This window comes from Variovorax sp. GW823-FHT04F07, from assembly GCF_058795995.1.
On the sequence record NZ_JBXAIG010000002.1, the window covers coordinates 612382 to 625073 of the forward strand.

Here is a 12692-nt window from a genome sequence, read left to right on the forward strand (position 1 = left end):
CCCTCGCAACACCAACAACTCAACCCCACCACTGGAGACAACCATGTTCAGAAAAATGACTGCCGCATGCGCAGCGATCACGCTGGCGCTGCCCATCGCCGCGCAGGAGAGCTACCCCTCGCGGCCGATCCGCCTCGTCGTGCCCTACGCCGCCGGCGGTGCGACCGACTTCGTGGCACGCACCCTGGGCGATCGCCTCTCGAAATCGATGGGGCAGCCGGTGGTGGTGGACAACAAGGCGGGCGCGGCGGGCGCCATCGGCGCCGGCGAAGTCGGCCGCGCCAGGCCCGACGGCTACACGCTGCTGATGACCATCACCGATTCGCAGATCAACAACACGGCGCTGTTCAAGACCCTGGCCTACGACCCGCAGAAGGACTTCGTCGGCGTCACGCAGGTGGTGCGCAGCCCGGCGCTGATTTCCACGCACCCCGGCACCGGCATCAGGAGCATCGAAGACCTGAAGGCCAAGGTGGCCAAGGGCGGCGCGAAACTGAGCTACGGGTCCTGGGGCGTCGGCGGGCTGGGCCACCTGGCCGGCGAGAGCCTCAATCGCGGACTGAGTGCCGGCATGGTGCATGTGCCGCAGCGCGGCGAAGGGCCCGTGTTGACCGACCTGCTGTCGGGCACCATCGACGTCGGCCTGTCGTCGGTGCCCAGCGCGATGCAGCATGTGCCCACGGGCAAGGTCGTGCCGCTGGCCGTGCTGGGACGACAACGCTCCACCTCGCTCCCGCAGGTTCCGACCATGAACGAGCTGGGCTTCAAGGACCCGCTCTACGACACCAACGTCTGGATCGGGCTGCTGGCACCGGCGAAGACGCCACAGCCCATCGTCGACAAGCTGGCCCGGGAAGTGCGCGCCATCGTCGGCTCGCCCGATGTCAGCCAGTTGTTCGTGGGCCGGGGCTTCGAGGTGATGAACAGCACGCCCGAGCAGTTCGCGGTGTCGTACAAGGAGGAGTTCAACGTGATCACCAGGCGGATGCGCGAGCTAGGCGTCGAGGCGCAATGAGGCAGGCAACCACCCGGACCGTCATGCAAGGACGACCGATGCATCTTCCGTGCGCCGACCGCCAGTGACTGTGTGGCCGGCCGCATCAGGCGTTCCCTAGGCGACAGGCGCGGCGCGGAGACTTTGCCATCATCGCGAACTCGACTGGCGCCCGCCGCCGGCTACACGGAGCCCTTCCCCATGACCTCGCCTTTCACCACCACCGCCCTGGGCCTGTGCGGCCCGGTGCGCCAGCCGCGCCAGATGCTGGCCGACCAGACCTACGACGACCACAAATCGATCCACGACGACGCGACGGCGGAAACGCTGGGCTTGCGCGCCGGGCCGATCGAAGGGCCGACGCACTTCAGCCAGTTCGACCCCTTGCTGTTCCATGTGTTCGGCCAGGCCTGGTTCGAAACCGGCTGCATCAGCGCCCACTACCAGAACATGGTGGTCGAGGGCGAGTCGGTGCGCGCCTTTGTCGACCTGCCCGCGCCCGGCGCCACCTTCGTGCGCCTGCGCGCCGAGAAGGCCGACGGCACGCCGGTGCTGACCGGCACCGCGTCGGTGGGCGATGCCAGCCAGCACCCGCACGAGCTGCCCCAGCGCATCGCCAAGCTGCGCCCGCCCCAGGGCCTGGTCATCAACCGCGACCTGCGCGTGGGCCAGCGCGGCGCCGTCGTCGAGAAGATCCGCATGGGCTTCGACCAGCACATGGGCGACCACTACCCCTTCACGCTCGCCGACAAGCTCGAGGTCATCACCGAGCCCTGCGACTGGTACACGGCCGAAGGCGGCAAGCGCTCGCCGTGGGGCCGGGCCATCATCCCGACCGAGATGATCAGCGTGCTGCTCGGGTCCACCAGCGCCGAGGCGCAACTGAGTGGCCGCAAGCCGGCCGTGGGCCTGTTCGCCGGACAGGAAATCCGCCTCATCAAGGGCCCGCTCTTCGTCGACCAGGACTACGAACTGGAGCGCGAGATCATTGCGCTGAGCGAGAGCGCGCGCACCGAGTCCGTGTGGGTGCGCACCCAGGTCTACGAGATGCCGTCGCGCACCCTCGTGGCCGAGATGATCCTCAACGGCGCAACGATGAAGGCGTCGTACCCCCACTACGAAGCCGAGGCCAAGGAGCTCGGGCTGGCCTGAGCGCCGGCGCGCGCAGCTGCATCGAACGCCGTCGATCGAGGGGGCAGAATCCTCCTCTTTTTTCCGGGTGCCGTATGCCAGCTGTACTTGAAGGGGGTTGCCTCTGCGGCAAGGTCCGATTCAGCACGACCCAGCCGCCGCTGCGCACGTTCGCGTGCCATTGCACGTTCTGCCAGCGCATGACCGGCACGTCCTTCTACGCCGAGTCGCTTTTTCCGATGGATGCCGTGCAGTTCAACGAAGGCGAACTGCGGCAGTACGCGCACCGATCGGACGGCAGCCACAAGCAGGTCTTCGTTCATTTCTGCCCCTCGTGCGGCACAACGATGGGCCTGACCTTCGAGCGCTGGCCCGATGTGCGCGCCATCTCGCGCGGGTGCTATGACGATCCCAACGCGGTCGAACTCACGAGCCACATCTGGACCCGCTCCGCCCAAAGCGGCGTGGCCTTGCCGGCCGATGTGGATTGCTTTGCCAGGGCGCGGGCCACGCTCGATGGCCAGCCGGAAGTGGCCTCGCGGCATGAGGCGCCCGTATTGGCTCGACAAGACGGCGGGGCCTGAACTCTCGCTTCAGCCGGCCATCAGCGGCCATTCGCCCGACGACGGCGAAGCACGACCCCCAGGTAGTAGACCGAGGCGCACGTGAAGAGGCCAGCGACCACGGACCAGACGGCGCTCCCGCCGATCAGATTGGCGCCGTCGGGCGTGATGCAGCTGGAGGCGGATGCTTCGATGCAGTCCCTGTGCCTGTAATACCGCTCATGGAACGCCCACCAGAAGAACCCCGCCGCAGCGGCGCATGCGACGCAGAGGATGGCGGGCCGGGTGATTGGAAGAGGGTCTGTGGTCATGGGCTTGGATCGCCATGCCGGGCAGCCAGGGGGCCGCGGAGCACGATGCGAATGAGCGCTTTCCTCACGGCGGACGTTCAGCGCGGCCGAGACGCCACACGGAGCGCTTCTTCCCTGATGTACGAAGAGGCTGCCGTCTTCGCCAGATCGTGCAGCGTCTGCAGCAATGAAACGCCGCCGATCTCCGTCGTGCCGGCGTTCAGGATGCGCCCGACCATCGTGATGCCGAGTTCGCTGGGCTGTCGCGCGAGGGAGCGAAGAAGCTCAGGCTGGTAGTTCGGCAAGCTCTCCAATCCGTGAACGATGGTCCACATGACCCCGTAGCCGTCTTCCTCCGGGTAACGCTCGAAAACGCTCAGCATTTCGGGCATGGCTTGCTCCGGATTACCTGCCCTCCAGAGTTCATCCAGAAGCGAGTCCAGGTAGCGCCAGTTGCCGTCCTCCGGCGGTTCGAAGTTGGCGATGTCGTGGGCGATCTCGGAAGTGGTTCGGGGCATTGGAAGTCTTGTGCGCGTGGCTGCTTCTGGCCGACTGTAGCCGTTCAGCAGCTCAGGCGGCCTTGCGCTTTTTCTGTACGGACCTCGGCGCCTCGCTTCGCGCCAGCCACAGTCCGCTCGCAACGATCAACGCCCCGCCGCCCAGCGTCCATGCATCGGGCGCGGCCTGCCAGAACACCCAGTCCATCACGAGCGCCCACGCGAGCGCGCTGTATTCGAAGGGCGCGATGGCCGCGGCCTGGCCGTGGCGGAAGGCCTCGGCGATGGCCAACTGGCCCAGGAAACCGCTGAGGGCCAGGCCCGCCAGCGCCCACGCGTGCTCGGCCTGCAGCGGCACCCATTGCGGCGCCGCGAACAGGCTGCCGCCGAGCGCCATGCCCGCCGTGGTCCAGAAGACCAGCGCGGCGCTCGGCTCGGTGCGGCTGATGAGCCGGCCCAGCATGTTCGACAGCGCATAGCAGACGGCCGCCACCAGGATCGCCAGCGCACCCGTCGAGAGGAAGGCCCCCTGCTCGGGCCGCAGCGCGACCACCACGCCGACGAAGCCCAGCCCGATGGCGATCCAGTGCCGCGGCTGCACCGATTCGCCCAGCATCGGCACGGCGATGAGCACCATCAGCAACGGCGCGATGAACGTGAGCGTGTAGGCCTCGGCCAGGCCCAGGGTCTTCAGGCCGTGCACGAAGAGCACCAGCATCGTCATATTCAGCGCGGTGCGCAGCAGGTGCAGGCGCCAGCGCAGCCGACGGTTGAAAACACCGGCTGCCTCGCGCCGCCGGGCGATGTACAGGCACACCAGGGGCAGCGCCGTGAGACCGCGCAGCGCCATCACCTGCACCGGCGGGTAGTGCCCGGCCAGGGTCTTGAGCAGCGCGTCCATGCAGGCGAAGAAGGCGCAGGCCAACAGCATCGCGGCGATGCCACGCAGGGTTCCGGTCGGGTGCATGGTCAGGCTGTGGTCTCGCGGCGGTGGCCGGGACGGACGGGGTTTGTTCTTGAACGCCGAGCATAGGCGCTGCGAACGTCGAGGGCTTGGCCTGATGCTGCCGGCCCCTGCCTACCGACACTCGTTCCAGTACCCATCCGGGTTCGCCTCCAGCGGCGTGGCGACCCGCTTGAGCGACGTGCGGCCCTGCGCGTCCTTCGCGACCACGAAGATGTGCCCGTCCTGCACCGGGAAACCGTTGCGCAGAAACTTGAAGCCACTGCGCACCGACGAGAAGTCGGCCTCGTTGAGCGCGTTGCGCAAGGCACCGCGATCGGCGACGGAGCCCTTGGTCTCCTTCAGCGCACTGTCGATCAGGAGCGCCGCATCGAAACCTTGCGCCGCGTACTGCGAAGGGATGCGCCCGTGCTTCTTTTCGAAGGCGGCAACGAAAGACCTGCTCGTCGGGCTCGGCAGGTCGGGGCCCCAGACCGCGCCGGCCACCACACCAAGCGCTGCATCCTTGAGCAGCGGCAGCGTCGTGCCGTCGACCGTGCCCACCGTCAGCAAGGGCACCTTGTTCAGCAGGCCCGATCGGTTCATCTGCTGGATGAAGTTCACGCCCATCTCGCCCGGCAGGAAGGCCACCACCGCATCGGGCGCCACGTGCTGGATCTGCGCCAGCGCTGCCGCGTAGTCGGTCTGGTCGGGCTTGACGTTGATTTCGCTCACCACCTCGCCCGAGTAGTAGCGCTTGAAGCCCCGCAGCTGGTCCTTGCCCGACGCGTTGTCAGGCGCAATGAACAGCGTCTTCCAGTAGCCCTTGTCGACGGCGTAGCGTCCCACGATCCCGGCCTGGTACTCGTCCTGGTACGAGGCGAAGACGAACCGGGTGTTGCACTGCTTGCCGGCGATCGGCGCGGGGCCGGCATTCGAGCCGACGAACAGCATGCCCGCCCGGGCGATCGGCTTGGCCATGGCCATCATCACGTCGGAGAAGGTCACACCGGTGACGAAGCTGACCTTGTCCTTCTCGATCAGGTTCTGCACCAGCTGCGCCCCGCGCTCGGGGTTGTGCTGGTCGTCTTCCTTGAGGACCGCCACGGGAACACCGCCGAGCATGCCTTGGCGCTGCTCGACCGCCAGCATGAAGCCGTCGTACTGTTCCTGCCCGAGCGCGGCCCCGGGTCCGGAGAGCGTGCCGATGAAGCCGATGTTGACCTGCGCGGAAACGGCCAGTGCCGCGGCGCCCAAGGTGCAGGCCACGAGGGCCGTGCGGATGCGGTGGATCAAGATGTTCCTTGTGATTTCGCTCGCGATGTTTCGCGGTTCGACTACCCGGCCTTCAAAGGGCCGACGACCTTGTAGGCGCTGAGGAGGATGCCCGATGGCATTGCTTTCGTGGTGACAAGCTCGAAGGCGCGTGGTGGAGTGCCCTGTGCGAAGAAGCGCTTTCCCGCGCCCAGCAGCACCGGATAGACGAGCAGCACGACGTCATCCACCAGGCCATGCGCGAGCAGCGTCGATGTCAGCGAGGAACTGCCCCAGAGGGTCAGGTTCGGGCCCGCCTGCGACTTGATGCGGCGAACGCCCTCGACGACGTCCGGCCCCACGCTTTCGAACGGGCCCCATGCCAGGCTTTCGGGGCGGTGGGTCACGACATGCTTGGTCGCCGCATTCAAGCCGTCCGCCATCGCGCTGCTCGGTGCCTTGGGCCAGTAGTCCGACCACATGTCGTAGGTGCGACGCCCGAGCAGCAGATCGAAGCGCCCGCCATGCGCGGCGAGCACTTCATCCCGGCCGGCGGGGCTGCGGTAGGGCGTGGTCCAGTCCGCGTAGGGAAAGCCGTCTTCGCCCGAGGTCTGGATCACACCATCCAGCGAGATGTGCTCCATGATTTTCAGCGTTCTCATGCGGGTCTCCTTGCTTGGGGTGGGAGGGCGCTCAATGGGCCTGCGCATCAAAGTATGCCGGCCACGACAGCGGCGAAGCCTGGAGCCCTTCGGCCCCACGGAATGCAGACATGGCTTTCGCGCGTGAGCCGAAGTTCATCGTTGCCACGCCGAGGTTGAAGAACGTGTTCCGATCGGTGGAGCCGAGTTCGACTGCACGCTTCAGGACGGATGCAGCCTCTTTGTGCTTGCCTTGATCGGAAAGCACGGCGCCCAAGCACGTCAGGGCAAGGACATTGCCAGGAGATTCAACGAGCGCCTTCGAGAGCAACGCTTGCGCAGAGGCAAGGTTGGCTTCCCACTTGTCGGGGTTGTTCCATGCGTCCTCGACCAGTAATCGGCTGATGGAGATGAAGTCCTCGCTCATAGGCTGTTCAAGCTTTTCTCGACTCTATTCCGTCCAGCACTCGACTGACTGGCCCCGGTCAATTCAGGTTGCAAGCAGATATTGAAGCACCGCCCTTTGCACCGGCAAGAGGAGCTTCTTCTGCTCGTAGCCGATGAAGTGCGGATAGCGACGAGGGTCCACCGAAAGTTCACCACCGACAGTGAACGGTGGCGTCGGCAACAGCACGGGGTTGCCCATCCGAGCCAGATCTTCAACGGACAGCGGACGGCTCAACTGCTCCGTGCCCCGAGGCCAGCCATCGGTGATGACCACGTCTGTTGCTTCTGGGGAAGCCGATGAAAAGGCGACGTTGGGGATGGTCTCGTGGAAGCTCTCATGGCAGACATGAACCAGCGTAAAGCCCATCACGCTGGCCAGCTCGTGCCACGAACGAAACACGTTGGTCGGCGGCCCCCAAAGGCAGATGCGCACCTTCTGGATCGGGCCCATGGTTGTTTCGATGAAGTAGGCGTCGGTAAGAACTTCGCATGGATGGCCGGTGTTCGACATCGCGTTGACTACGGGTCTGCGAGACGAGGCAGCAAACTCCGCGAGGCGTTCGTGGTTCGATTCCCGGACGACGTAGATGTCATAGAACGGGTCCAGATAACCTGCGAGATCACACACGCGTTCGCTTGTCTTCAGAAGATTCGGCAGCTCGATGACGGACAGGTCCAGTTCCTGGAATGCCTTCAGGAACGTCGTGCGCGTGCGAATGCCATTTCCTTCGAACGACCAGGCGGCGGTGCCTTGGATGCCCACACCGGGTGATGCAGCCAGACGCCAGATCGTGTGAACATCCTCGGGGGTAAGTGACGACAGGCTGACTAGGTTCATGGCTGGGGATGTGTCGGAGATCAGAGATTGGAGGATGCGGTTGAACGTCCGCTTCTAGCCGTGGAGTGCCACCTCAAGCTGGTGACCAGAAGTGAAGATTTGGAGGGTGGTGGCTCCTGACCATCAACAGCCGACTTCAATCAATTGACCGGCGCTTTCGTAAATCTCTTGAACTCTGAATAGTTGTAGAGACCAACAAGTACCCCGACAGCGAGCGCCGACATGAAGTACGCGGCAAGCATCCAAAAAGGCGCTGCAACCAAGAGTCCTCCGATCGAGCTGAAACTCATGGCAGGGAACACCACCACGAGGGGGATCACGATGGACATGATCAGCACGGGAATTGCATAGAGCACAGCAAACAGCAATCCGCGAAATTTCAGTGGAACCTTCTCATCCCAAAGGTTGGGCTGAATCATCAGCGGGATGGAAAAGAAGTGGTACGGCTTCCCGGGAACGTGAGTTGGTGGAGGGTTCATCTCAAATCAAGAAACTGGGGCAACTGACAAGGCTCACTCGTTCCCGATAGTACCTACCCACCTCAGCCGCACACCCCCTCAGCGCCACGAAGACAGAGGCGCGCGTTCCACTCGCATCAGCAACCGGGGACAATGAAAGCATGGCCAAAGGAAAACGAATCTCTTCCGACATTGGGGACGACGCGATCGAAGCGATCAAGGCGTTCGGGGCTGCCGCCAAGCTGGCGCGCACCACCGCTGGCGAGGGCCAGGCCGCTGCTGCCGCGCGCCTGGGCGTTCACGTCCAGACGATCGCGCGGATCGAATCGGGGGAGCCGGGCGTTGCCATCGGGCACGTGCTCGGCATGCTGGCGCTCTACGGCATCTCGACGACGCTGCAACAGCGACAGCAGCAACCACCGGCGGAGAACGGCGAGCGCCCCGCCTGAGCCGTCAGCCCCGCTGGGCATCGCCCACGGCAGCACGCAGCGACTGCAGCGTGGCCTCGGCGGCTTCGATGCGCCGCTGCAGTTCTTCATTGACCAGCCGCACCAGCGCGCCGAGTTCGGTGCGCGTCGGGTACACATCGTCGGTGTCGTTCACATGTTGCGGCACGATGAGCTTCTCGATGCACGCATACGCGCGACGCACCGTGTGAAAGCTATCGAGGTCGTCGCAGGCCTGCAAGGCAAGCGATTCGGCGGATACGGAAGTGACGAGAGCCATGCATGGCCTCCAAGAGGTGCGGTTTGCTGAAACCGCCGCTCCCGAGACCAATCGGAGGCGGCAGCTCGACGGGTTGGTCTACCGGGCACCTCTTGCGAGAACCGGCCGGGCTCGCGCCCGCCCGTCGAGCCGCCAAAACTGGAGGCACGAACGACAAAGCCGCAGACCCTGCGGGGAACTGCGGCTTTCGTCGCAGAGATGCTTCAGGAGACCAATCCCGGTCACGCCTCTTAGCGGCGCAACGGCCGCAGTATAGCCACGCACCCCCGCCCCCTTCGCAGCGCAAAACCGGGATGCCCCTACGACCCGTGCCCCCTCCCCCGATGCTGGAACAATGCGCCGATCTATGGATGGTCTCGATCTCATCAAAACGTTCCGCGAAGTCGCGTTCCGGCGCAGCTTCTCCCGCGCGGCCCTGTCGCTGGGCATGTCCAAGGCGACGGTCAGCCGCTATGTGGCCGAGCTGGAAGCGCGCAGCGGCGTGCGCCTGCTCAACCGCTCGACCCGCTCCCTGAGCCTCACCGACGCGGGCGAGGTGCTGCTGGAGCGCAGCACCGAGCTGGTGACGATGGCCGAGAACACGCTCAACGACCTGCAGGCGCACGGCTCGCACCCGCGCGGGCGCCTGCGCATGAGCGCGCCGCACGGGCTCATCGCGGGCTGGCTTTCGGACGTGATCGCGGAGTTCATCAAGCTCTACCCCGACGTGTACGTGAGCCTGAATTTCACCAACCACGACATCGACCTGATCGAGGAAGGCATCGACATCCACCTGACGGGCGGGCGCATCGACGACATGAACCTGATCGTGCGCCGGCTGGTGCGCTTCGACATGGTGGTGTGCGCGTCGCCCGCCTACTGGGCGCAGCGCGGCATTCCGCAGGTGCCCGAGGACATGGCGCGGCACGACGTGCTGAGCTATTCGCCGATGCCCACCACGCACCTGCCGTTCGAGACCGACGGCCAGCCGCACGACGTGGCGGTGCACAGCCGCATGGAGGCCAACGACGCGGTGGCGCTGATCGAGCTGGCGCTGCGCGGCGTGGGCGTGGCCTACGTGCCCGAGCCGCTGGCGCAGTCGCACCTGGAACGCGGCGCGCTGGTGCCGGTGCTGCGCGACCACATGCCGCACGAGCACTGGCTGTATGCCGCGTACTCGCAGCGCCGCCACAACAGCGCGGCGATGCGCGCGATGCTCGACTTTCTCGAAAAATCGATGGGGCCGGTGCCCGAACCCATGCCCGCGGCAGTGCCGGTGGCGCTGCCGGCCTGCCCTGTCAACGCCGCGACCACCGCCGCTGCCATCGCGGCGCGCAACACATCCGTGCCCAATGGAAAGGCCCCCTGACCTCATGACCACGCCCGCGCTCCTGATCCGCCCGCCCACGCCCGACGACTTCGCCGCATGGAAGCCGCTCTGGGACGGCTACAACGCCTTCTACGGCCGCGAGGGCCCCACGGCCCTGCCCGAGGCGATCACGCAGGCCACGTGGCAGCGCTTCTTCGATCCGTACGAGCCGGTGCATGCGCTGGTGGCCGAGCGCGACGGGCAGCTGGTGGGGCTGGTGCACTACCTGTTCCACCGCAGCACGACGCGCATCGAGCCGACCTGCTACCTGCAGGACCTGTTCACGCAGTCGTCCGAACGCGGCCGGGGCGTGGGCCGGCAACTCATCCAGGGCGTGTACGACGCGGTGCGGCGCGCAGGCGGGCAGCGCGTGTACTGGCAGACGCACACGACCAACGCAGCGGGGCGCACGCTCTACGACAAGGTCGCGAAGCACGAGGGCTTCATCGTCTACGCGACGATGGTCTGATCGATCAGTACTTGATGGTGACGCCGGCCTTCACGCCGGTGTTGGCCTTGCCGTCCGAATGCGCGCCGCCCGAGAAGGAGACGTCGCCGCCGGTCTTGGCGCCGACCGAGTAGGTGGGCCGCTTGCCCGAGGTGTCGGTGCCGGCTTCGAGGGCACTGCCGTCCGGGCGCTGCACACCGACCGTGGCGCCGTTCGTGCGGGCCGAGGTTTCGGTGGAGTTCACGTTGGGGGCGATGTAGGCCGTGCCCTTGTCGTCGCTGTCGACGGGCACCCTCACAGGCTCCGCGATGGCCGCCACGGCGGCGGCGCAGGCAACCCCACCCAGGAACGCAAGAATCACTCTGTTCATGGGCACCGATGGTGGATGCAGCGCGTCGCGCGGGCTGTGGGCGTGGCCTCACCGCGCGCGTAGGACGAAGGCGGCATCAGTGCCATGACAGGTTGAACAGGAAGAACGCCGCCAGCACCCACAGGAGCAGCACGAGGTGCGTGAGCTGCAGGCCCTCTTGCCGGATCCAGTAGCCGAACCACAGGCCGCCCAGGTGCATCGCGAACAGGAAGGCAGCAAATCCGGCCAGCCCCAGGTTGAGCCACGGCCGCGCGGCCGACAGGTCGCCGCCGACCACCAGCATCGCGCCGCCGGCCCAGAACGCCAGCGCCGCGCCGAGCTGCAACACCAGCACCACGCCCAGCGCCGCGCGGTGCAGCGCCACCGAGCGGATGGCGCGCGTGAGCAAGGGCGTGTCGACGGCGGGGTCAAAGCGCAACGGCGCCATCGACATCGTGCCGCCGACCGCGAACGCGGAGCCCGCAAAGCCGCGCCAGTTGTTGCGCACGGCAATCGACAGCCACAGCGCCATGCCTAGCGCGTGGAGAGACTGGAACAGCCAGACGGAGGTAGGGAGATTCATCGGAACGCCTGCGTTTTTAAATATCAAAGATTATTCTTTGATATTGACGCAACCGCCGGCCGGCGCTCAAAGTCCCTCAAGGAAGGTCGAACCAATGCCATGAACACCGCCACCACCCCACCCGGCCCCTCCCCCGAGGCGCTCGAGCGCCTGCTGGCCGCCGGCCGCGACGGCGCCCTGCTGCGCATGAGCCTGGCGCTGGCGCACCAGCGGCGCGACGACGCGCCCACGGCGCTGATGCATGTCGAGAAAGCGCTCGCCTTCGACCCCGAGTTCACCGCCGCGTGGCGGCTGCAGGGCCTGCTCGCGCTGGCGCTCGGCGACGCCGCGAAGGCCGAAGCCTCGTTCGCACAGGCGCTGGAGGTGGCGCAGCGGCGCGGGGAGCTTCAGCTGGTGAAGGAGCTCACCGTGCGGCTGCGGCGCCTGCGCACGCCGAAGCCGCCCGCCGACTGAACGGCCTCAGGCCGCCGCCGTCATCGCCAGCGGATTGAGCCCCGGCTCGCCGACGCGCGTGAGCGTGTTGCGGTCGGTGTGATGGAAGGGCTCGGCCTGGCCCAGGATCTGCATCACGGTGTCCTGGTCGTACGACCAGGTGCCGTCGGCGTTGATCTTCACCGTGATGTTCCACGCCACCGTGGTGAAGGCACGCTCCAGGAACGGGTTCGACACGATGCCGTTCACCAGGCTGCCGTGCTCGGCGCTGAGCGTGAACTCGGTGTCGCCGGGCTTCACGTGGCCGCTGGCCATGGCCACCTGTCCGCGCGGAATGGCCAGCGTGAGAAACACGGTGCTGGTGGCCGGCTCCCACAGCCAGTAGCCGACCTGGTCGTGGTACATCTTCGTGAGGCCGGGCTTGTGGATGTAGGTGTGGTAGCGCAGGCCGTACAGCAGCTGCGGGCCGTTGGTCTGCGCGTCGATGGGCTGCAGCTCGTAGTGCTCGACGTAGACCTGCGTCTTCGGGCCCTCTTTCTTCGGCTTGACGTCGACGCCTTTCATGCCCTCCCAGATGCCGGCCAGCGGCCGCAGCGGGCCTAGGTTGGCGAGCGTGTCGGGATCGGCGGGGGGTTCGGTGTAGATGTCTTCGGGAGTGGTCATGGTGTCGATCGTGGGAGGGAAAACAGGACGAGGTTGCTTCGATTCGGATTCTGCTTGAGTGCGATGGCGGCCCGGTCGCGGGTCGTG

The 12692-nt window shown here is 66.2% G+C and carries 18 protein-coding genes; 7 read left to right on the forward strand and 11 right to left on the reverse strand.

Annotated features, from left to right (window positions below; genetic code table 11):
* Positions 1-43 precede the first annotated feature (43 nt).
* The 3 genes from AC1RAA_RS12020 (at position 44) to AC1RAA_RS12030 (ending at position 2709) form a co-directional block, all read left to right on the forward strand.
* Positions 44-1015, forward strand: a complete 972-nt coding sequence (locus tag AC1RAA_RS12020) for a Bug family tripartite tricarboxylate transporter substrate binding protein (RefSeq protein ID WP_492729154.1) — start codon at positions 44-46, stop codon at positions 1013-1015.
* A 180-nt stretch (positions 1016-1195) separates the two neighbouring features.
* Positions 1196-2146, forward strand: a complete 951-nt coding sequence (locus tag AC1RAA_RS12025; protein ID WP_492729152.1) for a hypothetical protein — start codon at positions 1196-1198, stop codon at positions 2144-2146.
* Between the two features lie 74 nt (positions 2147-2220).
* Positions 2221-2709: a GFA family protein gene (locus AC1RAA_RS12030; protein WP_492729150.1), complete on the forward strand. Its 489-nt coding sequence runs from the start codon at positions 2221-2223 to the stop codon at positions 2707-2709.
* A gap of 367 nt (positions 2710-3076) precedes the next feature.
* Here the strand turns inward: AC1RAA_RS12030 and AC1RAA_RS12035 are convergent, their stop codons facing one another.
* From AC1RAA_RS12035 to AC1RAA_RS12065, 7 genes are all read right to left on the reverse strand, one after another.
* On the reverse strand, positions 3077-3496 hold the full coding sequence (locus AC1RAA_RS12035) for a hypothetical protein (protein WP_492729148.1): 420 nt from the start codon (positions 3494-3496) through the stop codon (positions 3077-3079).
* 52 nt (positions 3497-3548) lie between these two features.
* Positions 3549-4442: a DMT family transporter gene (locus AC1RAA_RS12040; RefSeq protein WP_492729146.1), complete on the reverse strand. Its 894-nt coding sequence runs from the start codon at positions 4440-4442 to the stop codon at positions 3549-3551.
* Between the two features lie 111 nt (positions 4443-4553).
* Complete coding sequence (locus AC1RAA_RS12045) at positions 4554-5714, reverse strand: ABC transporter substrate-binding protein (RefSeq protein ID WP_492729144.1); 1161 nt, start codon at positions 5712-5714, stop codon at positions 4554-4556.
* A gap of 41 nt (positions 5715-5755) precedes the next feature.
* Positions 5756-6334 carry a dihydrofolate reductase family protein gene (locus AC1RAA_RS12050; protein ID WP_492729142.1) on the reverse strand — a complete coding sequence of 193 codons (579 nt, stop codon included), beginning with the start codon at positions 6332-6334 and terminating at the stop codon, positions 5756-5758.
* Positions 6335-6365: 31 nt separating this feature from the next.
* On the reverse strand, positions 6366-6740 hold the full coding sequence (locus AC1RAA_RS12055; protein ID WP_159274537.1) for a tetratricopeptide repeat protein: 375 nt from the start codon (positions 6738-6740) through the stop codon (positions 6366-6368).
* A 63-nt stretch (positions 6741-6803) separates the two neighbouring features.
* On the reverse strand, positions 6804-7598 hold the full coding sequence (locus tag AC1RAA_RS12060) for an ornithine carbamoyltransferase (RefSeq protein WP_492729140.1): 795 nt from the start codon (positions 7596-7598) through the stop codon (positions 6804-6806).
* A 140-nt stretch (positions 7599-7738) separates the two neighbouring features.
* A complete protein-coding gene (locus AC1RAA_RS12065; RefSeq protein ID WP_492729138.1) occupies positions 7739-8017 on the reverse strand; it encodes a hypothetical protein in 279 nt (92 codons plus the stop codon).
* A 200-nt stretch (positions 8018-8217) separates the two neighbouring features.
* Between AC1RAA_RS12065 and AC1RAA_RS12070 the strand changes: the two genes are divergently transcribed.
* Positions 8218-8505 (forward strand): helix-turn-helix domain-containing protein, encoded by a 288-nt coding sequence (locus AC1RAA_RS12070; RefSeq protein ID WP_492729136.1) that lies wholly within the window; start codon positions 8218-8220, stop codon positions 8503-8505.
* A 4-nt stretch (positions 8506-8509) separates the two neighbouring features.
* On the opposite strand, the gene AC1RAA_RS12075 is transcribed toward AC1RAA_RS12070, so the two are convergent.
* Positions 8510-8782: a hypothetical protein gene (locus tag AC1RAA_RS12075; protein ID WP_492729134.1), complete on the reverse strand. Its 273-nt coding sequence runs from the start codon at positions 8780-8782 to the stop codon at positions 8510-8512.
* Positions 8783-9128: 346 nt separating this feature from the next.
* Between AC1RAA_RS12075 and AC1RAA_RS12080 the strand changes: the two genes are divergently transcribed.
* Positions 9129-10130: a LysR family transcriptional regulator gene (locus AC1RAA_RS12080; protein WP_307584703.1), complete on the forward strand. Its 1002-nt coding sequence runs from the start codon at positions 9129-9131 to the stop codon at positions 10128-10130.
* A gap of 4 nt (positions 10131-10134) precedes the next feature.
* Positions 10135-10599 carry a GNAT family N-acetyltransferase gene (locus AC1RAA_RS12085; RefSeq protein WP_492729131.1) on the forward strand — a complete coding sequence of 155 codons (465 nt, stop codon included), beginning with the start codon at positions 10135-10137 and terminating at the stop codon, positions 10597-10599.
* 4 nt (positions 10600-10603) lie between these two features.
* Here the strand turns inward: AC1RAA_RS12085 and AC1RAA_RS12090 are convergent, their stop codons facing one another.
* Positions 10604-10948 (reverse strand): hypothetical protein, encoded by a 345-nt coding sequence (locus tag AC1RAA_RS12090; protein WP_307637332.1) that lies wholly within the window; start codon positions 10946-10948, stop codon positions 10604-10606.
* 76 nt (positions 10949-11024) lie between these two features.
* Positions 11025-11510: a DUF2165 family protein gene (locus tag AC1RAA_RS12095; protein WP_492729129.1), complete on the reverse strand. Its 486-nt coding sequence runs from the start codon at positions 11508-11510 to the stop codon at positions 11025-11027.
* Between the two features lie 99 nt (positions 11511-11609).
* Here AC1RAA_RS12095 and AC1RAA_RS12100 point away from each other — a divergent pair, with 99 nt between their 5' ends.
* Complete coding sequence (locus tag AC1RAA_RS12100; protein WP_307584695.1) at positions 11610-11963, forward strand: hypothetical protein; 354 nt, start codon at positions 11610-11612, stop codon at positions 11961-11963.
* A 6-nt stretch (positions 11964-11969) separates the two neighbouring features.
* Here the strand turns inward: AC1RAA_RS12100 and AC1RAA_RS12105 are convergent, their stop codons facing one another.
* On the reverse strand, positions 11970-12605 hold the full coding sequence (locus AC1RAA_RS12105) for an FABP family protein (protein WP_492729127.1): 636 nt from the start codon (positions 12603-12605) through the stop codon (positions 11970-11972).
* Positions 12606-12692 lie beyond the last annotated feature (87 nt).

Coding starts and splice junctions, on each gene's coding strand:
- AC1RAA_RS12070 (WP_492729136.1), top strand. CDS start 8,218: ATGGCCAAAGGAAAACGAATCTCTTCCGACATTGGGGACGACGCGATC.
- AC1RAA_RS12040 (WP_492729146.1), bottom strand. CDS start 4,442: ATGCACCCGACCGGAACCCTGCGTGGCATCGCCGCGATGCTGTTGGCC.
- AC1RAA_RS12050 (WP_492729142.1), bottom strand. CDS start 6,334: ATGAGAACGCTGAAAATCATGGAGCACATCTCGCTGGATGGTGTGATC.
- AC1RAA_RS12025 (WP_492729152.1), top strand. CDS start 1,196: ATGACCTCGCCTTTCACCACCACCGCCCTGGGCCTGTGCGGCCCGGTG.
- AC1RAA_RS12100 (WP_307584695.1), top strand. CDS start 11,610: ATGAACACCGCCACCACCCCACCCGGCCCCTCCCCCGAGGCGCTCGAG.
- AC1RAA_RS12020 (WP_492729154.1), top strand. CDS start 44: ATGTTCAGAAAAATGACTGCCGCATGCGCAGCGATCACGCTGGCGCTG.
- AC1RAA_RS12030 (WP_492729150.1), top strand. CDS start 2,221: ATGCCAGCTGTACTTGAAGGGGGTTGCCTCTGCGGCAAGGTCCGATTC.
- AC1RAA_RS12085 (WP_492729131.1), top strand. CDS start 10,135: ATGACCACGCCCGCGCTCCTGATCCGCCCGCCCACGCCCGACGACTTC.
- AC1RAA_RS12075 (WP_492729134.1), bottom strand. CDS start 8,782: ATGGCTCTCGTCACTTCCGTATCCGCCGAATCGCTTGCCTTGCAGGCC.
- AC1RAA_RS12095 (WP_492729129.1), bottom strand. CDS start 11,510: ATGAATCTCCCTACCTCCGTCTGGCTGTTCCAGTCTCTCCACGCGCTA.
- AC1RAA_RS12055 (WP_159274537.1), bottom strand. CDS start 6,740: ATGAGCGAGGACTTCATCTCCATCAGCCGATTACTGGTCGAGGACGCA.
- AC1RAA_RS12060 (WP_492729140.1), bottom strand. CDS start 7,598: ATGAACCTAGTCAGCCTGTCGTCACTTACCCCCGAGGATGTTCACACG.
- AC1RAA_RS12090 (WP_307637332.1), bottom strand. CDS start 10,948: ATGAACAGAGTGATTCTTGCGTTCCTGGGTGGGGTTGCCTGCGCCGCC.
- AC1RAA_RS12080 (WP_307584703.1), top strand. CDS start 9,129: ATGGATGGTCTCGATCTCATCAAAACGTTCCGCGAAGTCGCGTTCCGG.
- AC1RAA_RS12035 (WP_492729148.1), bottom strand. CDS start 3,496: ATGCCCCGAACCACTTCCGAGATCGCCCACGACATCGCCAACTTCGAA.
- AC1RAA_RS12105 (WP_492729127.1), bottom strand. CDS start 12,605: ATGACCACTCCCGAAGACATCTACACCGAACCCCCCGCCGATCCCGAC.
- AC1RAA_RS12065 (WP_492729138.1), bottom strand. CDS start 8,017: ATGATTCAGCCCAACCTTTGGGATGAGAAGGTTCCACTGAAATTTCGC.